Below are 24693 nucleotides of genomic sequence, written 5' to 3'. Positions count from 1 at the left end.
GGCGTCACCTCCTGCCGGACGCGGAGCCGCGGCCGGCGAGGTGGTTCAGGTGTGCGGTGGCGTCCTCGGCGTGCTTGCGGGCCTCGCGGAGCGTCCGGTCGGCGGCGCGTGCGCGGTCGACCGCCTCCTGGGCGGCGGTCCGGGCCTGCTCGTACTCGCCGTCGAGGCGCTTCAGCTCCTCGGTGAGCTCGGTGCGCCGGCGGCGCAGCCGCTCGACGGGCCGCTCGGCGTCCTCGGCGTCCCGGCGGGCGCTCGCCGCCTCGGCCTGCGCGTCACGGAGCTTCCGGTCGGCCTCCGTGGCCTTGCGCCGGGCCTGTGCGAGCCGGCGCCGACGCTCTTCGTCGGCCGGCCCGGGTCGTGTGGCGGTCGCGGTGGACGCGCGAGGCGTCTCGGAGCGGCGCGGGACGGCGGCCGCGGTGGCCGGGAAGCCATGGCTTCGGGTGAGGGGCTTGACCAGTCGGCCGGTGGCCCACTCCTCGGCGGCCGCGGGGTCGGCGAGCACCGCGCGCAGCGTGCTCTCCACCTCGTACTGGGCGGCGTCGCCGATGGGGTGGCCCGCCGACCGCGCGAGCTGACCGGCCTGCCGGGCGAGGGCGCTGACCAGACGGTGCTGGCGGTGGCTGAGTTCGCGCAGCTGGGCCTTGTCGAGGTCGTGGTGCGCCTCGCGCAGAGCCTGGCCGAGCTGGAGCAGGGACACGGTCTCGGCGTGCCGCTCACGGACCAGGAGATTGCCGGCCCAGGCGGACAGGGTGGGCCGTCGGAGCGCGCCGATCCGCTCGGCCAGGGCACGGTCGCCGGCGGCCCGGGCCTCGGCCGCGCGCGCGTCACGGGCGGCGGTGAAGTCCTCCGGCCGCAGCCCGTAGAGCTCGTCGGCGACAGCGTCCAGATCCACCAGCGCCCCCTTCCGCTCTCAGCCCTTTATGACCCGCCCACCGCGCCACCGCAAGCGGGGCCCGGCGGGCACGGCTCACCCACCACCGCTCCTCGAGCGGGACCACTCGTCCGCTAGGGCCTGTCCGGCGGATCATGCCGCAGACGCGGGGACTGGCACGCCCATCTGGGCTGACGGGGCGCCGTCACTTTCCTACGACCTGATCCGCCGGACAGGCCCTAGTGCTCCGTGGGTGCGGGCACCCGGTCGGGCCGGGGCTCGTTCGTGGAGTCGACGTGAGGGGTCTTCGGTGGTGTGGCCGTCCGGGGGGTCGTGAAGCGGCGTACGCCCGGTACCGCCGCGGTTCCCGCGCAGGCCAGGCCCACGGCGACGGCGGCGGCCCACAGGGGCGCCTGGGTGCCCCAGGCGTTCGCGGCGAGCGGGGCGAGGACGTACCCGAGGGGCATGGCGCCCAGGGAGAGCAGCCAGTCGTACGAGGTGACGCGGGCGAGGACGCCGGGCGGGATGGCGGCCTGGACGGCGGTCTCCCAGACGGGGTTGAGGAAGCCGAGGCCGGCCAGGGCGAGGCCGTAGGCGGCGATGACGGCGACGGCGGGGGCGTCGGCGGCGAGGAGGGCGAGCGGCAGCGCGTACGCCGCCAGGCCGAGGTTGGCCACGAGGATGGGGTGGCGGGGGCGGGCGCGGCCGGCGAGCAGGGAGCCGAGCAGCAGTCCGACCGCGCCGGCCTGGAGGATCGCCACCCAGATCTCCTCGCCGCCCATGCGCTGTACGGCCAGGGCGGGGCCGAGCGTCATCAGTACGGCCGCCGCGCCGTTCCAGACGCCGTGCGCGAGGAGGCTCGTCCAGTACCAGTCACGGGCGCGGACCTCCCGCCAGCCCTCCACGAGATCGGCGCGCAGGGAGCGGGACTCGGCCGGGACGTGCTCGACGCGCAGGGGGACGAGCAGGGCCGCGCTGACCGCGAAGGACACCCCGTCCAGGACGAACGCCCAGCCGGGTCCCGCGACGAGGATCAGCACACCGGCCAGCGCCGGGCCGCCGAGGCGGGTGGCGCTTCTGACGACGCCGAGCGCGGAGTTGGCGGCGTGCCGGTCGTCGCCGGGCACCGACCCGGTGATCAGCCGCGGCAGGGTGGGCATGGCGAACGCGGAGGCGGCCCCGCCGATGGCCTCGGCGACGGCGATCTGCCACAACTGCGGCGCACCGCCGAGGAGTTGGACGCCCACGCAGAGCTGCGCGGCACAGCGCACCACGTCGGTGGCGAGGGCCACGGTGCGGGCGTCGAACCGGTCTCCGACGACACCGCCGAGAGGCAGCAGCACCAGCCTGGGCACCATCGCGCACCCCAGGACGAGCGCGAGCGCGGACGTGGATCCGGTGGCGCGCAGCACGGCGAGAGCCAGCGCCGCGGGGACGACGGCGTCGCCGATGAGGGAGAGCGACTGCCCCAGGAAGAGCAGCCGGAAGGCGCGGTTGCGCACGAGTCGGTGTGGCATGGCGCCGAATCTATTTCGGCACCGAACTTTCGTCAACGAAATATATGGTGCCGAATTATCAGAGGCCGAAGCTCCGACGCGTAGGGTGGGGCCATGGAGCGCACGGAGCCCGGGGGCCGCGACTGGACGGACGAGCACGTCACCCGGTGGATGGCGGTGCTGCCCGACCTCGATCCGGACATCGAGGGCGCGGTGACCCGCATGCAGCGGATCACCCGGCATCTGAGCAGGGTGCGCGAACAGTCGCTGGCCGACTACGACCTCGAACGCCATGAGTTCGACACCCTGCACAAGCTCGCCGCCCGCCAGGGCCGGGCGACGCCGTCCGAGCTCGCGGCCGACCTCGACCTCGCCCCGGCCTCGGTCACCGGCCGCCTCGACGCCCTGGAGCGCCGCGGCTTCGTACGCCGTACGCCGTCCACGACGGACCGGCGCCGCGTCGACGTCGAGCTGACCGGACCCGGGCGCACGACCTGGCTGGGCGCGATGGACGTGATGGGCGACGAGGAGTCCCGGCTGCTCGGCGTCCTCTCCCAGGACGAGCGCCGCACGCTGTCCGCCCTGCTGCGCCGCGTCGCCCTCGCCGCGGAGAGGCACGACGACGCCTCCTGAGGGGCGAGGCGCAGACGACGCCGCCCGACGGTCCCGTCACGGCCAGGGCTCGGTGGGCCGGACCGTGTCGAAGGCCAGGCCGCTGGAGCTCTCCCCCGTGCCGGGGGACTTCTCCCTGCGGACCCAGCTGTGCCAGGAGCCGTCGTACCAGCGGGCGAGGACCGGGCGGCGGAGCACGTTCGCCCCGTCGCGCGGCACCTCCTCCTCGTACACCGTGAGACCGGGCGTGATCAGCCGGCCCTCCGGGCGCGCGTCGAGGCCGGGGCCGGTCAGCTCCGCCAGGCGGAACCGGATGACCGCGGGCCGCACCTGCTCCGGGACCAGCGGGAACCAGTAGTCGGGGACCAGCGTCTGCACGCCGTACGCGGGCAGCTCGCCGGCGGTGACCGGCTCGGGGGGTGCGAGGCGCGCCCACCGGTCCCGGCGGTCCACCGGTTCGCCCCGGTCGTCGGTGTAGCGGTGCTGCACGGCCCAGGCCAGGTTCGCCAGTTCGTCGCGGGCCAGCGTCACCTGTTCCAGCGGCTCTCCCGTGTGGCCCCGGCCCCCGGGCAGCATGAGCAGACCGGCCGCCGCCGGGTGGTCGGGGTCCTCGCTGTGCAGGGTGAACATCGACCACGACGGATCGTCCCGGCCGGCCCGCTGCACCAGGTGATGGCGGCCGAACACATCGCGCACCAGCAACTGGTCGAGCGCGGTCAGCGAGGCGGCCGGCACCTCCAGCGGCACCAGGAACCAGTCGTTGCCGTACACGGTGGCGAAGGAGATCAGCAGCAGCCGGCCGGTGTCCAGGGCGGACACCTCCGCCGAGCCGAGGTCGACGCGCGCGTCCTCCATCTCCCAGAAACGGTCGGCGGGCAGACCGCCGTAACGCACCGTCGTGGGCAGTCCCTCGGCCAGGAACTCCCGCCGCGGCCCCGGCGGAGCGGCCTGGACGTCGGGATCGGGGTGCACGTCGGCGACGTACCAGTCCAGCCCGTCGCCCAGGTACTCCTCGGCTCGCAGCACCGAGCCGCCGGTGGACAGCTCCGCCGCGTACTCGAAGCGGTGCGGGTCGAAGCAGTCCGGACCGCGCTCGGCGAGCTGCCCGGCCCACCAGCTCCGCCAGCGGGCGGCCACCGCGCCGAGCGCCGGGTCCGCTCCCGCGTCGAACGTGCCCGCGTCCAGGGCGGCCGCCACCGACGCGGCGTCCGGCACCCGCCCCTGGAGCAGGCCGACCAGGTCGACGGCGGGCTGCCCCGCGGGGAGCGGGTGGGGGGCCAGTGCCGTCAGGGCGGCGGTGAGCAGTCCGGCGTCGTCGGCCATCCGCAGCAGCGCGGCACCGCCCTCCGCGCGCAGCCGCTCGTCGACGCGTACGGGCTCGTCCTCGACCTGGGTGTCCAGCGGCCCGGCGCCGGGGTCGTAGCGCACCCAGTCGGGCGACCCGGCCGGCCGCCAGGCGTCGACGGGAGCGCTGGCGCCGGTCATCCGGACGACGGCCGGGGAACCGGCGTCCTGGGCGGCGAACTCGCCGAACTGCCACTGCCGGGTGAGCAGCCACAGGGGGTCGTGCACCCGGGCGGCCAGGCCGGACTCGACATCGCCCGACCGGTACCCGGGCTCCAGCCGGAAGGGCCCGTCCGGGTCGGTGTTCGGGCGGCGGGTCTCGATCCTGGCGAGGGCCTGCCCGGTCGCGCCCTGCTGGGGGATCCGGATCGCCGGCAGCAGATCGTCGAGGCGGGGCAGGTCGGCGATGTCGACGGCGCGCAGCTTGGCCAGTTCGAGGGTCTCCCGCAGGACCTGGACCAGGCCGTCGGAGGTCCAGCCGCGCGTGAGATCGGGGGGCACGGCGACGAGCACGCTGTGCGGGGCCTTGGCGTCCGGGCGGTCGTAGTGGAAGGCGACGCCGGTCAGTTCGGTCTCCGGCGCGTCCTCGGCCGGACGCGGCTGGTCCGAGCCGGGCAGCAGCTCGATCCACTCGTCCAGCAGCAGACCGGTCACGGCGGCGCCGGGCGGGGTGTCGGCCGGCGCGTGCCAGACCAGGTGGGCCGTGGCCGCCGGGCGCCGCCCGGCCGGGAAGGTGCCGCCGATCCACGCGTCGGCGTCGGCGCTCGGGCTCTGCGCGGCGCGCAGCCGTTCCGGGCGACCGGCCCGGGCCCCGGCCAGCAGCAGCGACTCGTGCAGGGCGCGGACCACCGGGCGTACGGCCGCGTTGCGCCGCAGCCAGTCCTCGACATCGGCGCCGGGCAGGCCGTCCCGCCCGGCCGGCACCGCCGCGGCGAGGTCGGGCAGCAGCGGGATCTCCGCGCCGAGCACCTCGGCGAGCGCGGCCCGGGCCCGCGACAGCCAGCCCTCGATCGCGTCGGGACCGACCGCCTCCACGGCCAGCGCGCGCAGGGCGGGAGCGCCGGGGTGCGCGGTGAGCAGCGGATCGTCCGCGAAGCCGGCCAGCCGGGCCTGGAGGTCGGCCGTCGCGGCCGCGGCCGGGCTGTCGGCGAGGTGCGCCGGCAGCAGCGGCTGGGCGGTGGCCAGCAGCGAACGGATCCGCACGGCCCGGCCGCGCAGCCCGGCCCAGCCGGGACCGGTGAGGGCGAGCGGTGTGTCGGGCGGGAGGCCGTGCGCGTCGAGGAACGCGCGGCGCAGCCGGGCCGGTTCCGCGGCGGCCAGGTCGAGTACGGTGCTCAGCGCGCCCAGTCCGGCGCGGTCGGCGGTGAGTTCGACGGCCTGGCCGTCGCCCGGCGTGCCGGTCAGCGTCCAGGCGGCCGCCGGGCCGAGCAGGTGCGCCACCCACGCCTCCACCGCCGGTTGCAGCCGGGCGAGCGGGTCGGCGGGCCATCCGGTCGGGCCGGACGGCTGGGCCGGCAGCAGCGCGGCCACCCGGTGCGTCAGGGCGCGCGCCCGGTACGGCGAGCGCAGCACATGGAAGGTGTCCGGTACGTCCTCCCCGCGGCCCAGGGTGTCGGCGGTCAGCCCGGCCCGGATGGGGTTGCCGCCCACCAGCTGGTGGACGCTCTCCGCGAGCACCAGGTCGCCCACCGCGTCGAGGGCGTCGGCGACGTCCTCCAGCAGCGCCAGCGCCGCGTCGTGGTCGGCCGGGGGCGCCACCGGCGCGCCGTCGATGACGCTCGGCTGGTCCAGGGCGCCGGTACCGGCCCGTACGAGGGCCATGCCGTCGACGACGTTGCGCGCGGCGATCGCCTCCGCGCTGCGCGCCCACAGCTCCTGGTCGGTCTCCTGCCCTTCGGGTTCGGGCACCACCGGGAGGGGGAACTGGCGGCGGAACCGCTCGACGAGATGGTCCAGTCCGGCGTCATGCAGGGCCCGTTCGAAACGGTAGCCCAGCAGGGCTCCCAGGTTCTGCCCGTGGCGCACTCCGCCGAGCAGCCAGCGGGCGACGCGGGCACGGCGCGAGGTGAGACCGACGGCGTAGGTCCGCTCGCCGGGGTGGCCGAGGAAGCCCGAGCGCAGGACCGCCGCGGTGGCCGCGTGCTGGAGCGACGGTGCGTGGATGTAGCCGTCCTGCGCGGACATCTCGACCGTGGTGGTCTCGTCGTCCAGTTCGATGTCGACCTGTTCCCTGGCCACGGGCGGGCGCAGGTTCTCCACCCAGCCGTAGCAGCCGTAGCGGACGCCGTGGACGCCGGCGGTCCGCAGCTCGGCGAGCCGGCGGGACGCGAGGGAGGTGACCCAGGCGTCGAGGCGGTGCGCGTAGCCGTCGATGACTTCGAGGAGCAGTTCGGGCAGTCGGGTCACCGGCGTGGCGGCGAGCGTGCGCAGCGCCTGTTCCAGCCGGGGCAGCGCGGCCGCGGCGCGGGTGGCGGCCGCGACGCGTTCGGCGCGTTCGCCCTCGTTCAGGCCTTCCAGTACGTCGGCCACCAGCTGGTCCACGTCGCTGGTGACGGCCAGCGCCCGGCGCAGGGGGTCGTCCTCGCCGTCGTCGCCTTCGAAGAACGCCCAGTTGGGCAGGAGCAGCAGCGCGTCGAGGACACCGCGGGCGTCCGGCGGGGGCTCGGGCGGGAACTCCTGGGGCTCGCCGTCGTCCTGGGGCTGCTCCCCTCCCTCGCCCGGTGTGTCGCCGGAGGGCTCCTCCTCGGGGACGCCGGGCAGGTCGAAGAACGTGCTGGGCCGGGGCGGGGTCTCCCGGCCGTCGGACAGCTGCACCGGCCAGGCCCGGTCGTAGGCCGCGGCGTCCAGCTCGCCGGCCAGGAAGGCCCGCACCGCGTGCAGATAGTCCGCCGTGGCCGCCGCCCGTGCCGGGAAGGCGACCGGGTCGGGGGCGAGCCGCTGCACGAATCCCGGGACGCCGGTCGTCTCGTCCAGGCCCCACCCGAGATCGGTCCAGCCGTCGCCCCTCGTGGTCCAGCGCAACGCGCCCTGGGGCGACAGACCGGGCAGGCCCGGTTCGGCGGGAGGCTCGTCGCGCGGGGTCTTCGGCACCGCGAACCCGGGGCCGTCCATGCGGCGCATGGCCAGGCCGGTGGCGACGGGCAGGCGCTGCAACGCGTCCACCGCGACCTGGTCGACCGGCTGGTCGGGACGTACCCGGGGGATGGTGTCCTCTTCGGCGAGCACCTCGCGCCAGCGTTCCCGCAGCCGGAGCAGCCAGGGCGCCAGCAGGCCGTCCACGTCCCGGTCGCGGTCGGCCCGCCAGTCGCCCAGCGCGGTGACGGGCAGCACCCCGTACGGCTGGCGGCCGACCCGCAGCATGGGCAGCGGGCCGCGGCTGCGGACGTGCTCGGCGAGGTGGTCGCGGATCGCGCGCCAGGGCCGGGCCGGGGCGACCTCGCTGACCGCCCGGGTGCCCAGGTCCAGTTCGGTCACCGCGGCCTCGGCGAAGCCCTTGCCCAGGGTCGGCCAGGTGAGCAGGGCCAGCGCGGCGACCGCCGAGGGCTCCGCGTCGGCGGCGCCGGGGCAGCCGCGCAGGAAGCCGGCGTCCGGCAGGCCGAGGGCGTCGGCCAGCGCGTCGGCGACCGGACGCTCACCGGCACCCGGGACCGGCTCCGGCCCCGGGTAGGCGGGGGCGGAGGACCAGCCGGAGCGGGCGCGCGGGGTGTTGTTGGTCGCGGTGCCGGGCGGCAGCAGGCCGAGCCCGCCGGCGAACCGGTGGCCGTGCAGCAGGTCGCGCAGCCGGGCCGCGCCGTCCGCCGGCGAGTCGCCCCGTACGCCTACGACGATCAGCTCGTCGAGGTGGTCGATGCCGTCGGGGAGGTTCAACTCGACGCCCATACCGGCCTTGAGCGCCTCGAACCAGTCGGTCTCCCAGCCCTCCTCGTCGGCGCGCAGCAGGCCGATCGGCAGCGGGTCGGGCACCGGGCGGCCCGGTTTGTCGACCACGATCTGGCCGTCGATCAGGCCGAGGAAGCGCCAGCGCTTCGGCATCGCGACGACCCGCCGGCGGTGTTCGCCCGGGTCGTCGGGGCGCACCACGGGCGGCGGGGAGCCGGGGCGGCAGGCGTCGACCGCCCAGGCGGCCCGGGCCGGGCGCAGAGCGCCGAGCACCTTCTCCCAGGCCCGCGGGCTCGGGTCCTGCCAGTACTCGGCGGCGGCGGCCGCCTCCGCTGGCGTGAGGTCGGGGTCGAAGTGGGAGAGCAGGATGTCGTCCGGGTAGACCCGTACGCGCAGGGTGCTCGGCTCCCACCAGATGGTCTCCACCCGGACCGGCAGGAGCGCGATCGGAGCGGTGTTGTCGTCGGGGAACAGCGCGGGGGCGGCGTCCAGGGCCTGCGTCAGCTCGTCCTGGGCGCCGCGGACGAAGCCGTTCAGCTGCTCGGCCGTGCGTTGCAGTTCCGCCTGGGCGGACTCGGCGGCGGCGAGGAGCTCGGGGGTGGCCCGCTCGTCGCCGGCCCGGATGGCGTCCTGCAGCCTGCGCACCACGGCCAGCTGCTCGTCCGCGCGGGCCTGCGCGGTGTCCGCGTCGGTACGGGCCCGGTCGAGCTGCGCGCGGGCGGCGAACGCGTCGGTCATGTCCGGTGTGCTCCTGTGTTCAGCGGCCTGGCGGTGAGCGGTCGGTCGGCCCGGCGGTTGTGTTCAGTGGGCGGGCGGTTCGGTGGTCGTGTTCAGCGGCCGAGCAAGGTGGCGGCGCGGAAGGCGAGTTGGAAGGGCTGTTGGAAGGCGATGCGGGCCATGTCGGCCGCGTCCCGGGCCCACACCGCCGCGTCGCCCGGCGGCAGCGCGCTCGGGGTGGCGGGCGGCGGGCTGAGGCGGACGAACCGTCCGGAGTCCACGGTGACGCCGCTCCAGGTGAGGTCGGCCCAGGTGCTCAGCTCGATCGGCCCGCCGGAGTCGAATCCGAACTGGGTGCCCCGCATGGGCTCGCGGAAGACGAAGAACCAGTCCTCCGCGACGGCCCGCTCCTCGTCGATCCCGGAGAACAGGTAGAGCACGGTGGACTCGTCGAGGGGGAGCGGTGTGGCCGGTACTCCCCCGAAGTCGGCGGGCAGCCTGCCGTTCTCCCCGCGCACGGCGAGCAGCGCGGTGCTGGGGAAGCGGTGCAGCAGTTCACCGCGCACCAGCAGGGCCAGGCTGCCCTCGCCGCCGGTGCGCATCTGGCTGCCCAGCGGGGCGTCCGAGGGCCAGCCGGCGATCTCGTCGATGTCGGCCTCGTCACCGGGCCAGAACCGCGCGAACGGCGTGCCGCGCTGGTCGGTCGGGAACTCCCGCCACAGCAGCTCCCGGTTGAACTCCTGGTTGAGCCCGACGAGCAGGGCCGCGGCAAACTCCGGGTTGGTCTCCAGGAGCGTGACCGTGTCCGGCGGGAGCGTGCTGATCCCCGGGATCGCCCACTCCGGCCAGCGGGTGAGGAGTTCCCGGGCCATCGGCACGGTGAACGTGGGGTGGGCCATGACCGGCCGCAGCGGGCGGGCCTCGGTGTCGCTGCGGCGCGCCCAGAACGCGGCGGGGATCCGGTCGGTCAGCCGCAGGACCTGCAACCTCGGCGGGCTGATCCCGGCGCGCAGTTCGCCCGGCAGCCCGGCTTCGGGCGCGTCGGCGTCGAACATGCCCATCTCGCCGAGCTTCTGCTCGATGACCGGCGCGGGCGCCTGCCCGTCGGGGGCCTGGCCGGTCGCGACACGGTCGGCGCGGCGGGCCAGCGCGCCGGTGCGGCGGGTCAGCCGGACGAAGGAGGTGCTGGCCGTTCCGGTGGGAAGGGGCGACGCGGCGAGCAGGCCGGCCAGGGTGGTCGGGGCCGCGACCGGTCCGGTGGCGGCCAGCGGCATACGGGCGCTCACCGGTGCCATGACGGTGACGAGGTCGGCCACGCTCAACGGGTCGAGGTGCTTGCGCTGGGCCTGTTCGGCAGCGGCGGCGGCCAGCTCACCGACGGCGAGCAGCCGGTTCGCCCGCCGGATCTCGCCGACCTGCTCCCAGGCCCGCGCCATCAGGAACTCCTGCTCCAGCTGCACGTAACGGGCCCCGAGCGCGGCGGCGACCCGGCGCCGTACCTCCAGATTGAGCGTGCTCATCCAGGCGTCGGGGTCGGTGGGCACGGTCTGCTGCCCGGTGTGGTGACTGCCGTACAGCGGCGGCGCCACGGCGACGAGGTCCCGGTCGTCGACCGGCTGCCCGGCACCCGCGCCTGGCTCCTCCCCCGGCTGTCCGGTCTCGGCGCGGCGCCGGGCCGGGGCGTCGAGGCGTCGGCGGAGCAGGTCGCGGAAGTGGTCCTGGGCGGCGGGGTCCGACCAGGTCTCGGGCCCCGTCGGCCCCGGCACCCGCAGCGCGCCGTCCATCGCCACCGTGGCCCGCCCCACCGGTGTTTCGGCGGGCCAGGGGCGGCTGACGTCGATGGTCCTGGTGCCGAGTCCGGCGTCGGCGGCCGGCTGGAAGTGCAGTCGCCGCGCCAGTTCCTCGAAGGTGCCCGCCGCCCCGGTGCGGAAGGTCCACCAGTGGTAGACGGGCAGGTCGACGGTGTCCCCGGCGCCGGCCGGCCAGGCGTCGGCCCCTCCCGCCGCGTCCACCGCGGCGTTCAGTCCCGCGGCGCGCCCCGCCGCGGTGGCCGGTACGACGGCGGCGATCCAGCCCCGGTCGGGCTCCAGCCTGCGCGGGCACACCAGGCGTGCGACGACGTCGGCCGAGTGGGTGCGCAGCCCCTGCTCGGTGAGCTGCTGGGCGGCGCCGAGGTCGGTGACGGTGTCGGGCAGGCGGGCCTCCACATGCGCCCAGGCCCAGCGCTCGGCCAGCGGGGGCAGCGCGGCGACCGGGGCGGTGAGCACGGGCAGCGGGTTGCCGTCGCGCGGTGGGGCCGCCTCGTCCTCGGCCAGGACGATCAGCACGAGCCATGGCTGCGGGGTCGGCCCCGAGAGGGTGCCGGCCGAGCCCGGGGACAACAGCCAGGGCAGGTCGGCGTGGGCGAACTCGACGGCGGCCAGAGTGTTCTCGGCCGCCTGGGCGGTGTCGCGGGGCGGTTCCTCGCGCAGCACCATCGTGCGGTCGAAGCCGAGCACGTGCCCGGGGCCGATCAGCGACAGGGTGGGGCCCGGCGCCGGCTGTTCCTCGTGCCGGCCGCCGATCTCGCGGGCGAACGTCACGCCCGTCGGCAGGGCCGGGCCCGTCGTCGAGGCGGCCGCGCCGAGCCGCGCGGAGGAGAAGAACCATCGCGTACTCATGTCACGCTCCCGCTGCGGCCGGGGTCCGGTTCCCCGAGGGGTTCATGCGCCGTGCTCCCAGCTCTCGACGAGCCGAACGGCGGCGTGCGGATCGTCGAGGCGCAGGCGCGTCGCCTCCCAGGCGTCCGCGGTGGCGTCGACGAGGGACACGTCGGCGAGCAGGGGGCTCAGGTCGCCGGCGGCCACCACGCTGAGCGTCGGCGGGCGCACCTGGACGGCCGCTTCGGGGACGCGCCAGCGCTCCAGCCGTTCGGCGGCGCTGAGCGCGTAGGACGCCTCGCGGTGGAAGAGCCCCGGCCAGGCGGTGAACTCCGGTGCGTGCAGGGGCGGTTCGTAGCCCGTCTCGTAGCCGTCGTCGACGCGGTGGCCGGTGCCGAGCCGGGCGCCGTCGGTGCCCGCGCGGACCCCGCCGGCGTGGCTGACGAACGCGGGGGTGCTGAGCTGCTGGTCCTCGGTGAGGTCGAAGAACTCGCCGGGCACGAACCGCTCGGGCAGCGACGGAAGGCCCTGGGCGGGGCGGGGCGTACCGAGCGTGATCTCCTTGATCGTCCACGTCTGCGCGGGCACGGGCCGGCGCTCGAAGCGGGAGATCGGCACGCCCAGCGGGAGCACTTCCTGGGTGACGCGCAGGGTGGCGTCCGGGTGGACGAGCTCTCCCCTGGCCAGTTTCTCGTTCGCCGCGGGCGTGAACACCAGGGCGGTGCGTTCGACGGCCGGGCGTTCGGCCACCCATGCCTTCGGCTGGGCGACGGCGAAGCGCAGCGGTTCCAGCGGGTCGCGTCCGGCACGCGGGGCGACCGCGGGCGGGGAGCCCCAGCGGATGTCGAAGTCCAGGTCGACGTCCCAGAACAGCACGGAGATGCTGCCGGTGCCGAAGGCGTGCCAGGGGGCGGGGCCCTCCAGAGTGAAGTCCAGGCCGATCCCGGCCAGCCGGTGGCCGAACGCGCGCACCGCCACCCCGGCCCGTACGTGCACGGCGAAGGCGAACACCGGGTCGAAGACGAACAGGGCGTCCAGGCCGAGCCAGCCCTGTACGCCGCAGCCCGCGATCGTCGCGTCCAGTTGCACCTGGCCGCCGAACATCACCGCGTTGGACGTGACCGCGAAATAGGCCTCCATGCGCAGCCCGAAGCCGCCGCCGGGGGCCAGGTCGATCTGGAGCCGGCGCAGCGCGGGGACGCCGGCGGGGCGCGGGTAGCGGGGGTGGAAGCCGCCGGCGGACAGTACGAACTCCGGCTCCTGACCGCCCCGTACGAGCAGGTACATCTCGCCGCGCACGGCCAGTCCGACGATCCAGGAGCCGGCCAGCGACACCAGCAGCTCCACCACGGGAACCGCCGGGTCGATACGGCCGACGACACTGGCCTGAAGCCGGATCAGGGGGACGACCGGATCGGGCACGCCGACCAGGAGGCGCCCCACCAGGACGGCGCGCGCCGGGGCGGGCAGGTCGAGGATGAGGGCGCCGGACAGCTGCACCATCCGCCCGCCCCAGGTGATGCGCACCATGGGCCCGACCAGGAACCGCCCGGCGGCCACCGGGTACGCCGAGCCCAGCGCGTCGACGATCTGTCCGGCGCGCTCCACCGCGTGGTCGGGGAAGAGCACGCGGTCGGCGTTGCCGTCGCAGACGAGCTGCTGGAGCGCGGTGACGTCGACGCGCCGGTTGACGCCGACGAGCCCGCCGATCGCGTCGAGGGCGAAGCCCAGCCCCAGTTCGATGCCGGGTGGCGGGAACTGGGCGGCGAGCAGCACCAGGAAGCTGGTGGGGGTCGCTCCGGCCGGTGGCCGGAAGAGGGCGACGGCCTGCAGGCGCAGCACGCCGAGGTCGATCGAGATCAGCCCGGCGTAGCCCTGGTCCGGTGTGCGGCGGACCAGGCCGCCGCCGGACACCGGGGGCAGGGTGAGTTCGGTACCGATGCCGTCGGGGAACAGCTCGCGCAGCCGGGTGGGGTCGAGGCCGGGCCTGCTCGCCGGGGACAGCGCCACGGGCAGGTCGATCCCGGCTCCGTCGAGGAAGACGCGCAGGGGCAGCCCCGGCAGTCCGGCGGTGAGCGACACGGACAGGGCCAGCCGGGGCTGTCCTGTCTCCGCGGTCAGCTCCAGGGCGGCTCCTCGGGTGCGTACGCCGGGAGCGTTCAGCCGTAGCGGCAGTACGACGCGCAGCGCGCCCGTGGTGGTGAAGCGCAGCCCACCGGCCCGGTCCGCGCGCAGGTCGACGGTGACCGACCCGGATCCGCCGGTCAGGGGCGCGGCCCCGCCGGCGCCGACGAGCCGGGCCAGGGCGGCAGGCAGGACGGCGGCGTCGAGTTCGCGTAGCTGGATGTCAACGGCCGGCGGCGCGGCCGGGGCGGCGGTGACGGTGAGCGCGATGCCGTTGACGCTGACGCCGGGGCCGTCGGTCATGCCGGCGGTCAGTCGGCCGGTGCGCTGGAGGCGGACGGTCGCGGTGCCGGCGGGTGGCGCGGGCGGCAGGCCGGGGCCGACCGCGGCGTCCCAGCCGTCCGGCGCGGCGATGTCCGCCTGGGCGCTCCAGGGCCCGGTGGCCGTCGGCGGCAGGGACAGCACGGCCCCGGGGGTGACCACGATGTCGAACACCGGTCCGTCCGGGGTGATCCCGAGCACCGCGCGCCCGGCGGCGGGCCCGGCCGGTTCGGTCAGTACGAGGGCCACGCCGAGGGGTGCCCCGGGGGCTCGCCGCCAGCCGTGCAGCCGTACCGGCGCGCCGGCGCCGAGGTCGCCGAGCATCTCGCGGACGAGCTCCACGAGAGAGTTGCCGGCGGGCAGCCGGTCGTGGACCGCGAGGAGCCGTCCGGCCAGGACGGTACCGGCGGCCGAGGGCTCGTCGCCGACCTGGGGCAGCTGGTGGACCAGCCCGTCGACCGCGTCCCGGACCAGGGCGCGCAGCTGGTCGGCCACCTGGTGCAGCAGCTCCTGCGGATTCATGGCACCTCACCCGTGTGGCCGGGTTCGCCGTTGTCGATCACCAGGGCGCGGCCGAAGGTGCCGATGCCCAGCCAGCGTCCGTCCGGGCTGAACCCCATCGCCAGGACCTCTTCGGTGGAGACCGTGTAGTACTCCTTGCCGTCGAGGTGGAACACGCGCACCACGTTGTCGATGGAGGCGCTGGCGGCGAGCTTGCCGCCGGGGTGGAAGGCGACGTGGGTGACGGCCCCGAACTCCGCCTCGGGCCCCCCGGGTGGCTGGCGGGGTGCCCGGCCCTTCTCCACCCCGGACGCCGCTTCCAGAACCCGCGCGAACCCGTCGGCACCGCCCACGACGGTCCAGCGGCCCTTGGGGTCGAAGGCGAGGCAGTTAGGGGCGGTGACCTGGTCGTCGACGTCGTCCTCGGTCGGCCAGACCTGTGCTCCGCCGTCGGCGTCGAACAGCCGGGTGGTGTCGTCGGCGGCGCAGCACAGCACCTGGGAGGCGTCGGGGCTGAACGCGACCGCGAACACGGCGTTGTCCGGCGTCAGCCTCCCGGTCTCGGTGCCGGTGGCCAGATCCAGCACCCGGGCGGATCCGGCGAAGCGGTGGTCGCCGCCGTGGCGTTCGTCGATGGCGAGCGCGATGCGGGTGCCGTCGCGGCTCAGGTCGGCGTCGGCGATCAGCGGCTTGTCGACGGGGATCCGCTGGACCGTGGCGCCGCTCGCCCCGTCGAGGACGAAGACGGCCGTGTCGGTGGTCGCGACGACTTTGCCGTCCGGCGTGAAGGCCACGGTGTTCACCGAGTTGCCCGGCTGGAGCGGCCCCTGCCAGAGGACCGCTCCGGTCGCGGCGGAGCGCAGGAACACCTGCTCGAAGTCGGCCACCGCGAACGCGGCGCCGTCGGGCCGGAAGGCGATGGCGGACACGGAACCGTCACTGGCCACGTCCAGCGGGGCGCCGACGCCGATGGTGCGCACCCGCAGCACGGAGTCGTCGCCCCCGCTGGCGAACCGGGTGCTGTCGGGGCTGAAGGCGAGGGCCTGGACCGAGCCCTCGTGTTCGACGGTGAGCGCCACGGTGCCCGGCCGACTCGTCTGCATTCCGCAACCGTAGCGTCACGCATGGTGCCCGGCGTAGAGGCGGGCCGGAGGTCTTCGCGGCTTTTCCACGGGCCTTCCGGGGAGGGCCATGATCCTTCTCCGTTGGCCGAAACATGACGTACCGCGACCGGCTTCGCTCGGTTCACCGGAGTTTTTCGTACGCGTGCCATAAATTGTCTTCCGATGTCGAGGTGGGTCGTCAGGGGGACGGCTCCACTGCAACGGGGGTGCACTCATGCAGGTGCTTGTGGTGGAAGACGACACTCGGATCGCGGAGGCGCTGACGGAGGCCCTGCAGCGATTCGGACACGACGTCGACTGGGTGGACAGCGGCGTCGAGGCACTGGAAGCGGCACAGCGCAGCGAGTTCGTGCTGCTGGATCTGGGGCTGCCCGACCTGGACGGTCAGGAGGTGTGCCGGCGCGTGCGCGAGCAGTCGGCCGTGCCGATCATCGCGGTGACGGCCCGGGCCGAGGAACTGGACCGGGTGCTGCTGCTCCAGGCGGGCGCGGACGACTACCTGGTCAAGCCGTACAGCATGCGCGAGCTGCTGGCGCGCATGGAGGCGGTCGCCCGCCGGGTGCACGCCCCGTCGCCGACCCGGTCGGCCGGCGGCGGCGAGGCCGAGGAACGGTGGGTGTTCGGGCCGCTGACGGTGGACCCGCGGGCGCGGCAGGTGGAAGTGGACGGCGCCGCCGTGCATGTGACGCGCCGTGAGTTCGATCTGCTGGCCGCCCTGCTCGCCGACGCGGGCGCGGTACGGCAGCGGGAAGACCTGATCAACGAGGTGTGGGACCCGAACTGGCACGGCTCGACCCGCACGCTGGACGTGCACATCGGCTCGCTCCGGTCCAAGCTCGGCGGCCGGGAATGGATACAAGCGGTGCGGGGGGTGGGATTCCGTCTGGTGCTGCCGGGGCAGGTGTGACCGGGGCGAGAGCGACGATCGCCACATACGTGCGCCGCGCGGTGCCGCGGCCACGCCATATCGGGGGAGATATCGTGCGGCATCATCTGATCGCGGCACTGGTGGCCCTGCCGGCGGCGGTCATCGCCGTCCTGGGGCTGCCACTGGCGATGCAACGAGGCGACGAGGCACTGCGCCACCTGGTGCACACCCGCGTCGAACAGGCCCGGGAGCTGTCACCGGTCGCGGCCAGGGCGCTGCGCGACGGGGACGAGCGGGGGGTCCTGCGGGACCACATCGCGCAGCTCCAGGACCATACGGGCGGCTGCGCCCATGTCCTCGACGCCCACGGCCGGTACGTGGAGGGCGCGCTGTGTCTGCTCGCGCCCGAGGAGCTGGCCCGGCAGAAGGTGGTCCAGGACGCGCTGCGCGGCCGGTTCACCGACTCGGCCGACGGGGAGACGACGAGACTCGCCGACGAACTGGTGGTGGCGGTGCCCGTCATCGACGACGGGCGGCTCATCGGCGTCGTCGCGGTGTGCTCGTCCCTCGACGATCTGCACGTCGAGCAGGTGACCACCTGGACGCTGGTCGCGGTGATCTCCGCGCTGGCGCTGGCGGCCAGCGGCTTCCTCGCCGAGCCGCTGGCCCGGTGGATCCTGCGCCCGGTGCGCTACCTGGAGGCGGCCGCCCGCCGGTTCGCGTCCGGCGACCACGACGCCCGCGTCCCCGTCCATCTGGGGCCGCCGGACCTGCGGGTGCTGGCGGAGACCTTCAACCACCTGGCCGAACAGGTCCAGCAACAGGTGAAGGTGCAGAAGGCGTTCGTCTCCGACGCCTCCCACCAGCTGCGCTCGCCCCTGGTCGCGCTGCGGCTGCGGCTGGAGAACCTGGAGCCGCACATGCGGACGCAGGGAGCCCGCAGCCTGGACCAGGCGCTCACGGAGGTCGACCGGATGACCGGCATCCTCAACGCGCTGCTGCTCCTGGCCCGCGCGGAGGCCGGTACCGACCCCGCGCGGGCGGTGGACGCGCGGGCGGTGACCGAGGAGCGGGTCGCCACCTGGCGGCTGAGCGCGGAGGGCAAGGGCATCACCCTGGCCGTCGAGAGCGAGAGCGAACCCGAGGTACGGGCCGTGCCGGGCACGGTGGACCAGATCCTGGACGTCTTCCTGGACAACGCCCTGCGCGAGGCACCGGCCGGCAGCACCATCCGGGTGCGGCTGATCGAGGACGCCGCCACCGTGGCCATCCAGTGCGTCGACAACGGCCCCGGCATGAGCGCGGAGGAGCGGGCGCGCGCCTGTGACCGCTTCTGGCGGGGCCCTCGGGCGGTGGCCGGCCAGGGCACGGGGCTGGGCCTGGCGATCGCCGCCAGCCTCGCCCGGGCGAGCGGCGGCCAGCTGCTGCTCCAGGAGGCACCCGAGGGAGGGCTGCACGCCGAGGTACGGCTGCCGGCCTGGGCCCCCGCGGCAACCGCCCCACCGGCGGACGCCGCCCTGCACTGCTAGGGGATGTGAATCGGTCGCTCCCCTGCACTGCCAGGGGAGGTGAATTCCCGGTCGTTCCCCTGCACTGCTCGGGGAGATGAATCTCCGGTCGCTCCCCTGCACGCCCGCTGCATCTGCACTGCCCGAGTGCTGCAGCCGGCGTTCCTAGGCTGACGCCCCGGAGGTGCCGCCCGCCCGCACGCGCCCGTGCGGGCGTCGGCCCCAGGGCGCCGGCCGGCCCTCCGGTCCTCCGGCTCTTCGTCCCGGCGGCCGCGTGCGCGTGGGCGCCTCTACTCACCTCCAAGGAGGCGGCGTGGGTTCCCCATCCACCGTGCGCAGTGAGACCCCGCCCGGCGTCGTACCGCCCGTCCCCGCCCGGGGGTTGGCCGCACTGGGCCGCTGGCTGGCCCGCCGTCGGCTGATGGTCCTGCTGCTCACCCTCGTGGCGCTGATCGTCGCGGTCCCGTTCGGGTCGGACGTGGAGAGCCGCCTGTCGGAGGGCGGCATCACCGTCCCGTCCTCGGAGGCGGCCCAGGCCGACGAGCTGCTCAACTCCCGCTTCGCGAGCGGCTCCCCGCACCTGGTCTTCGTCGTCGAGGCCGACGCCGACATCGACAGCCCGCCGGTCAGCCGTGAGGGCACGGCGCTCACCGAACGGCTGGCCCACGAACGGGGGGTGGTGCAGGCCGCCTCGTACTGGACGCTGGACAAGGCGTCCACGCTGCGTTCCCGGGACGGCCGCACCGGTCTGATCATGGTGCGGCTGGCCGGTGACGAGGACCAGATCCGCAGGACCGCCGCGCGGATCGTGCCGGACGTGGTCGGGCGACAGGGCGGGCTGGAGGTCACCGCGACCGGGGTGACCGGCGTGCGGATGGAGATCGAGAAGCTCAGCGAGGAGGACCTGACCAAGGCCGAGCTGCTGTCCGGGCCGCTGGTGCTGATCATCCTGCTGCTGGTGTTCGGCAGCGCCGTCGCCGCCGGGACCCCGCTGGCCGTCGGCGTCCTCGCCGTCATCGGCTCCTTCGTCATCCTGCGCCTGCTGGACATGGTGGTGCAGGTCTCGGTGTTCTCCGTCAACATCACCACGGCCCTCGGCCTGGGCCTGGCCATCGACTACAGCCTGTTCATCGTCACGCGGTACCGCGAGGAACTCGCCCGGGGCCGTGACGTGCCCGAGGCGATCGCCGAGTCGGTGCGCACCGCCGGCCGGACGGTGCTGTTCTCCGCGCTGACGGTGGCGCTGTCGCTGTCGGCGATGCTCGTCTTCCCCATGTACCACCTGCGATCCTTCGCCTATTCCGGCATCGCGGTGGTGGCGCTGGCCGCGCTGGGCTCGGTGGTGGTCCTGCCGGCCCTGCTGGCCGTCCTCGGCCGCCGGATCGACGCCCTCAACGTACGGCGCCTCGTCCGCCGGGGTGCCTCGACGGCCGCCGCGCGCAGCGACCGGGAGGGGTTCTGGCACCGGCTGGCGATGGCGGTGATGCGCCGCCCGCTGCCGTTCGCCCTCGCGGTCGCCGCGCTGCTCGTGTTGCTCGGACTGCCGTTCATGCGGGCGGAGTTCGGGGACAGCGACGACCGGGTGCTGCCCGCCGGCTCCCCGGCGTACCAGGGCGCGCAGGTGCTGCGCGAGGAGTTCGACAACCGCGAGGGCTCGCCGCTGAACGTGGTCCTGCCCGACGCCGATCCGGCCGCGGACGCCTCCAGGATCAGTGCCTACGCCCTGCGGCTGTCGCGGCTGCCCGGCATCACCCGGGTGGACGCGCTGACCGGTTCGTTCAGCTCGGGACGGCTGGTCGCCCCACCCGGCAGGGCGTCCGAGCGCTTCCGCGCCGAGAAGGGCACCTGGCTGTCCGTGGTCTCCGACACCGAGCCGTACTCCCAGCGCGGCATGGACCTCGTCGACACCCTGCGCCGACATCCCGCCCCGGGCAAGGTCCTGGTCGGGGGGCAGGCGGCCCTGCTGGTGGACTCCAAGGCCACGCTGGGCGACAAGCTGCCGTGGGCGCTGGGGATCATCGCGCTGTCCACGATGGTGCTGCTGTTCCTGTTCACCGGCAGCCTGCTCATCCCGCTGAAGGCCATCGTCCTCAACCTGCTGTCGCTGACGGCCACGTTCGGCGCCATGGTCTACATCTTCCAGGACGGTCATCTGCGCTGGCTGGTCGGCGACTTCACGGTCACCGGACTGCTCGACATCGACACCCCGATCCTGATGTTCTGCGTCGCCTTCGGGCTGTCCATGGACTACGAGGTGTTCCTGCTCTCGCGGATCAAGGAGGAGTACCGCCGCACCGGCGACAACGTCTCCGCCGTGGCCTGGGGGCTGGAGCGCACCGGCCGGCTGGTCACCGCGGCGGCCGCGCTCGTCGCCACCGTGCTGCTGGCGTTCGCCACGTCGTCGCTGACGCCGCTCAAGCTCCTCGGGGTCGGCCTCGCGCTCGCCGTCATCGTGGACGCCACGCTGGTACGCGGCGTCCTGGTGCCGGCCTTCATGCGGCTGGCGGGACGCGCCAACTGGTGGGCCCCGGGCCCCTTGCGCCGCCTCCACCAGAGGATCGGCCTCGACGACTGACCACCTCCCACCGCGCACCTCTCCACGGCCGCCCCGGTCCCACCGACCGGGGCGGCCGTCGTCGTCGGCGGCTGCCGCGGTCGGTGGTGTGCGGGAGATCCGGCGGCGCGCCATACAGGGCACCTCACAGCACCTCATGTCGAACTGATAGGCGAAAGCTGCATCTTCATTGCACGGCCGCTGCATGGGCGACTCGTAGCGTGGTGCGTGCCGTCGGGGCCTTCCGCCCGCGATCCGAACCACGGGCGCCACGACGGTGGATACATGTCAGGCAACCAGGTGGGGGGACCCGGTCCATGCGGTATCTGCAGCGTGAACGTGCCATCGTCGAGGAAATGCTGCCCGGGCTGGACGAACGCCTGGCCGCCACCGCGCTGCCGGAGCTGGAGGCTCCCGGCTCCCCCGGGATCCGGCTGTTCACCGAGGCCGGCGGGCCGGGTCTGCTCGTACCCGCCGAACACGGCGGCCGCGGCGCGGACCTGCTCACCGCGATCCGGGTCCAGCGCGCGCTCGGCTCCCGCTCGCCCTCGCTGGCGGTCGCGACCACCATGCACCACTTCTCGGTGGCCTCCCTCGTCGAGGCGGCGGCCGTCAGCAGCGGAATGGAGTGGCTGCTGCTCGCCGCGATCGCCAAGGACAACCTGCTGCTGGCCTCCGGCTTCGCCGAGGGCCGCACCGGCCAGGGCATCCTCAACCCGTCGCTGACGGCCCGCACCGAGGGCGACAAGGTGTTCCTCAGCGGGTCGAAGAAGCCGTGCAGCCTGGCCCGTTCGATGAACCTGCTCACCGCCTCGCTGCCGCTGCCCGCCCCCGACGGCACCGAGCGGCTCGCCATCGCGCTGATCCCGGCCGAGGCGCCGGGGCTGTCGGTGAAGCCGTTCTGGGGCAGCCCGGTGCTGGCCGGGGCCGAGAGCGAGGAAGTCGTCCTCGACGATGTCGAGGTGCCCGGTGAGCTGCTGGTGCGGACGGACGTCACCGACGACGGCCGCCTGGACCAGTTGCAGACCGTCGGCTTCGTCTGGTTCGAGGCCCTGATGACGGCGAGTTACCTCGGCGCTGCCTCGGCGCTCGTCGAGCGCACCCTGGCCAACGACCGCGTCGAGGCGGCCGTACGCGCCGACGCCGTCACGACCGTCGAGGCCGCCGCGCTCACCCTGGAGGGACTGGCCGCCGACGTCGCCGCGACCGGCGTCGACGAGCACACGCTGGCCCGTTCGCTGATGTGCCGGTATGCCGTCCAGGACGCGATCGGCCACGTGCTGTCGGTGTGTGTGGAGGCGCTGGGCGGCATGGCCTTCATCGGCTCGCCCGACATCGCCTATCTGCACTCCGCGTGTCGCGCGCTGGCCTTCCACCCGCCGTCCCGGGCCCGTATGGCCGCCCCGCTGGCCGAGTACTTCACCGGCCGGGCACCCCTGCGGATCCCCTAGCGGATCCCCTGGCGGATCCCCTGGCGGATCCCTTGGCGGATTCCTGAGGGACCGCCGCCGGGACGCGTCCCACGGCACCGGGCCGCACCCCGGCCCGCCCGGCCGCAGTCCACGCCCGCTCGACCGGGCTCACCCGGATGACGATGGCCGGGGCCCGTCCGGCCCGTCGTTCTCTTTCACCGCTTGCCCCCGTCCCGGCCCGCCGCCGTGCCGGGCGGGCTCGCCGGTGCGGCCCTCGGCTGCCGTCTTCCATCGACTCCTGTACGCCCGCTGACCCGTCCGTGAGGTGCTCGATCGTGCCCTGCCATCGAACCGTTCTGCTCACCGGGGCCTCCGGTGTCCTCGGCAGCGCGCTGCTGCCCCGACTCGGCGACTGCCATGTCATCGCCCTGACCCACCGGGCCGAGGTGCCCGGCGCCGACGAGCGGCTCGCCGGGGACCTGACCGCGCCCCGGCTGGGTCTCGACCCGGCCGCCTACCGGCACCTCGCCTCCCGGCTGGACGCGATCGTGCACTGCGCCGCCATCACCGGCTTCTCCCACGGCCCCGAGGCCACCAACGCGCTGAACGAGGCGGGCACCCGGCAGATCGCGCGACTGGCCGCCGACGCCGATGCCGTGCTGTACCACGTGTCCACCGCGTTCGTGGACCGCACCGACCTCACCCGCGCCAGCATGGGCCAGGACCACGGGGACGCCACCGCACGCCCCGAGGACTACCTGGACTCCAAGCGGGCCGGTGAGCGGGTGGTGCGCGACGCCGGGGTGCCGGCGGTGATCATCCGCCCGTCGGTCGTCATCGGGGACGCGGCCACCGGCGCCATCTCCTCCTTCCAGGGCATGCACGGCATCATCCACGGCCTGCTCAGGGGCCTGCTGCCGCTCGTGCCGCTCCCGGCCGACTCGCCCGTCGACTTCGTCCCGCAGGACGCCGTGGCCGCGACCGTCGCCGCCCTGATCCGGCAGGACCGCCGCGAGGGCGAGGTGTGGGTGACCGCCGGCCCCCAGGCGCTGACCGCCGAACGCGCCCTCGACGTGATCCTCGGGACCGCCCGCGAGCTGGGCCTCAGCCCCGTCGCGCCCCGCATGGTGGGCCCGGAGATGGTGGACCGTCTGATCCGCCCGGTGTTCATCTCGGGCCTGCATCCCCGGGCGCGGCGCCGGTTCGACGACATGCTCGCCATGACCGCCCTGTTCGCCCACGGACACGTCTTCCCCACCACACTCGGCGAATTGCCGGGGCTACCCGGCGCGCCGAGCGGCGAGGATCTCGAAGCCGCGCTGCGCACCTCGGTCGCCTACATGGCCCGGGCGAAGGGCATGGTCCGGGCCGCCGCGACACCGCGAAGCGCGCAGGTGCCGGCATGAGCGAGCTGACCCTCCCTTCCGCGGCCCTCCCTTCCGCCGCCGTCCCTTCCGCGGCCCTGCCCCCCGTCGCCTCGTCCGCCGAGGTCCTGGCCCTCTACCGGCGGCACCTCAGCACCGGGCGGGCCCGGCTCGCCTCGCTGACCGGTGCCGCGCTGGAGGTCGCCTCCGACGGCAGTCGGGTGTGGGACGCGGACGCCACGGAGTATCTGGACCTGGGCGGCTACGGGGTGTTCCTGCTGGGCCACCGCCACCCCCGGGTCGTACAGGCCGTCATCGAGCAGATCCAGCGCCACCCCATGGCCACCCGGCTGCTGCTGGAGCCGGTCGCCGCGACCGCCGCCGCCGAGCTGGCCGGCGTCACCCCGCCGGGACTGGAGCGGGTGCACTTCGTCAACTCCGGCGCGGAGGCCACCGAGACGGCCATCAAACTGGCCCGCGCCCATGGCAGGCACCGGCTGATCTCCGCCACGGGCGGCTACCACGGCAAGACCACCGGCGCCCTCGCCGTCACCGCCAAGCCCCTCTACCAGGACCCGTTCCGCCCGCTGCTGCCCGCCGAGCACATCCCCTACGGCGACGCCGACGCCCTGGCACAGGCGCTCGCCTCGGGTGACCCGGCCTGCGTGATCCTGGAACCGGTCCAGGGCGAGGGCGGTGTGGTCGTACCGCCGCCCGGCTATCTCACCGACGTGCGGCGCCTGTGCGCCGAGCACGGGGCGTTCTTCGTGCTCGACGAGATCCAGACCGGGCTCGGCCGGCTGGGCACCTGGTGGGGCGCCGACGCCGAGGACGTGCGGCCGGACGTCCTGCTGGTCGGCAAGAACCTCAGCGGCGGGGTGATCCCGGTCGCCGCCGCCGTGGCGACGGCCGAGGCGTACGCCCCGTTCGACAAGGACCCGTTCCTGCACACCTCCACGTTCGCCGCCGCACCCGTGGCGATGGCCGCCGCGGCGGCGGCCGTCGCCGCCATCCGCGACGAACAGCTCGTCGAGCGCGCCCGCGTCCTCGGCGGTGAACTGATGGACCTCCTGCGGCGGACGCTGGCGCCGCTCGTCGGCGGACCCGTCGTCGACATCCGCGGCCGCGGCCTGCTGATCGGCATCGAGCTGTGCGACGAGCACGCCGCGGGTGAGCTCGTGCTCCATCTGATGGAGGCCGGGCTGCTGGTGAACCACTCCCTGAACGCCCACCGCGTGGTGCGTCTGACGCCGCCCGCCGTGCTCACCGGTGCCGACCTGGACCGGATCGGCAGCGCCTTCACCACCGCCGCCCACGCCCTTGCCCGCTCGACCGCCTCCCGGAAGGAGACGCGCTGAC

13 protein-coding genes are annotated in these 24693 nt (G+C 74.9%); 7 read left to right on the top strand and 6 right to left on the bottom strand.

Going from position 1 to position 24693, the window contains the following annotated elements; genetic code table 11:
- Nucleotides 1-4: 4 nt before the first annotated feature.
- Complete coding sequence (locus ACZ5NW_RS06235; RefSeq protein ID WP_468742535.1) at nucleotides 5-892, bottom strand: hypothetical protein; 888 nt, start codon at nucleotides 890-892, stop codon at nucleotides 5-7.
- A gap of 218 nt (nucleotides 893-1110) precedes the next feature.
- On the bottom strand, nucleotides 1111-2388 hold the full coding sequence (locus ACZ5NW_RS06230) for an MFS transporter (protein WP_468742534.1): 1278 nt from the start codon (nucleotides 2386-2388) through the stop codon (nucleotides 1111-1113).
- A 93-nt stretch (nucleotides 2389-2481) separates the two neighbouring features.
- On the opposite strand from ACZ5NW_RS06230, the gene ACZ5NW_RS06225 reads away from it, so the two are divergent.
- Complete coding sequence (locus tag ACZ5NW_RS06225) at nucleotides 2482-3000, top strand: MarR family winged helix-turn-helix transcriptional regulator (RefSeq protein ID WP_468742533.1); 519 nt, start codon at nucleotides 2482-2484, stop codon at nucleotides 2998-3000.
- A 36-nt stretch (nucleotides 3001-3036) separates the two neighbouring features.
- Here the strand turns inward: ACZ5NW_RS06225 and ACZ5NW_RS06220 are convergent, their stop codons facing one another.
- The 4 genes from ACZ5NW_RS06220 to ACZ5NW_RS06205 form a co-directional block, all read right to left on the bottom strand.
- Nucleotides 3037-8940 (bottom strand): hypothetical protein, encoded by a 5904-nt coding sequence (locus ACZ5NW_RS06220; RefSeq protein ID WP_468742532.1) that lies wholly within the window; start codon nucleotides 8938-8940, stop codon nucleotides 3037-3039.
- 92 nt (nucleotides 8941-9032) lie between these two features.
- Entirely contained in the window at nucleotides 9033-11579 is a 2547-nt protein-coding gene (locus ACZ5NW_RS06215) for a hypothetical protein (protein ID WP_468742531.1), read from the bottom strand.
- A gap of 42 nt (nucleotides 11580-11621) precedes the next feature.
- A complete protein-coding gene (locus ACZ5NW_RS06210; RefSeq protein ID WP_468742530.1) occupies nucleotides 11622-14525 on the bottom strand; it encodes a DUF6603 domain-containing protein in 2904 nt (967 codons plus the stop codon).
- Nucleotides 14522-15607 (bottom strand): WD40 repeat domain-containing protein, encoded by a 1086-nt coding sequence (locus ACZ5NW_RS06205; RefSeq protein WP_468742529.1) that lies wholly within the window; start codon nucleotides 15605-15607, stop codon nucleotides 14522-14524. The genes ACZ5NW_RS06210 and ACZ5NW_RS06205 overlap by 4 nt, the downstream gene beginning before the upstream one ends.
- Nucleotides 15608-15857: 250 nt before the next feature.
- On the opposite strand from ACZ5NW_RS06205, the gene ACZ5NW_RS06200 reads away from it, so the two are divergent.
- The 6 genes from ACZ5NW_RS06200 (at nucleotide 15858) to ACZ5NW_RS06175 (ending at nucleotide 24692) form a co-directional block, all read left to right on the top strand.
- A complete protein-coding gene (locus tag ACZ5NW_RS06200) occupies nucleotides 15858-16535 on the top strand; it encodes a response regulator transcription factor (RefSeq protein WP_468742528.1) in 678 nt (225 codons plus the stop codon).
- A gap of 74 nt (nucleotides 16536-16609) precedes the next feature.
- Nucleotides 16610-18025, top strand: a complete 1416-nt coding sequence (locus tag ACZ5NW_RS06195) for a sensor histidine kinase (RefSeq protein WP_468742527.1) — start codon at nucleotides 16610-16612, stop codon at nucleotides 18023-18025.
- A 292-nt stretch (nucleotides 18026-18317) separates the two neighbouring features.
- Nucleotides 18318-20579: an MMPL family transporter gene (locus tag ACZ5NW_RS06190; RefSeq protein ID WP_468742526.1), complete on the top strand. Its 2262-nt coding sequence runs from the start codon at nucleotides 18318-18320 to the stop codon at nucleotides 20577-20579.
- 296 nt (nucleotides 20580-20875) lie between these two features.
- Entirely contained in the window at nucleotides 20876-22009 is a 1134-nt protein-coding gene (locus ACZ5NW_RS06185; RefSeq protein WP_468742525.1) for an acyl-CoA dehydrogenase, read from the top strand.
- A 296-nt stretch (nucleotides 22010-22305) separates the two neighbouring features.
- Complete coding sequence (locus tag ACZ5NW_RS06180; protein ID WP_468742524.1) at nucleotides 22306-23376, top strand: SDR family oxidoreductase; 1071 nt, start codon at nucleotides 22306-22308, stop codon at nucleotides 23374-23376.
- Complete coding sequence (locus ACZ5NW_RS06175; protein WP_468742523.1) at nucleotides 23373-24692, top strand: aspartate aminotransferase family protein; 1320 nt, start codon at nucleotides 23373-23375, stop codon at nucleotides 24690-24692. Before ACZ5NW_RS06180 ends, ACZ5NW_RS06175 begins: the two co-directional genes overlap by 4 nt.
- Nucleotide 24693: the final 1 nt, after the last annotated feature.

This window comes from Streptomyces sp. NPDC032126 (assembly GCF_055580085.1).
This window is presented reverse-complemented; position numbering and strand designations above follow the sequence as displayed.

Coding starts and splice junctions, on each gene's coding strand:
- ACZ5NW_RS06230 (WP_468742534.1), bottom strand. CDS start 2,388: ATGCCACACCGACTCGTGCGCAACCGCGCCTTCCGGCTGCTCTTCCTG.
- ACZ5NW_RS06225 (WP_468742533.1), top strand. CDS start 2,482: ATGGAGCGCACGGAGCCCGGGGGCCGCGACTGGACGGACGAGCACGTC.
- ACZ5NW_RS06220 (WP_468742532.1), bottom strand. CDS start 8,940: ATGACCGACGCGTTCGCCGCCCGCGCGCAGCTCGACCGGGCCCGTACC.
- ACZ5NW_RS06215 (WP_468742531.1), bottom strand. CDS start 11,579: ATGAGTACGCGATGGTTCTTCTCCTCCGCGCGGCTCGGCGCGGCCGCC.
- ACZ5NW_RS06210 (WP_468742530.1), bottom strand. CDS start 14,525: ATGAATCCGCAGGAGCTGCTGCACCAGGTGGCCGACCAGCTGCGCGCC.
- ACZ5NW_RS06205 (WP_468742529.1), bottom strand. CDS start 15,607: ATGCAGACGAGTCGGCCGGGCACCGTGGCGCTCACCGTCGAACACGAG.
- ACZ5NW_RS06185 (WP_468742525.1), top strand. CDS start 20,876: ATGCGGTATCTGCAGCGTGAACGTGCCATCGTCGAGGAAATGCTGCCC.
- ACZ5NW_RS06175 (WP_468742523.1), top strand. CDS start 23,373: ATGAGCGAGCTGACCCTCCCTTCCGCGGCCCTCCCTTCCGCCGCCGTC.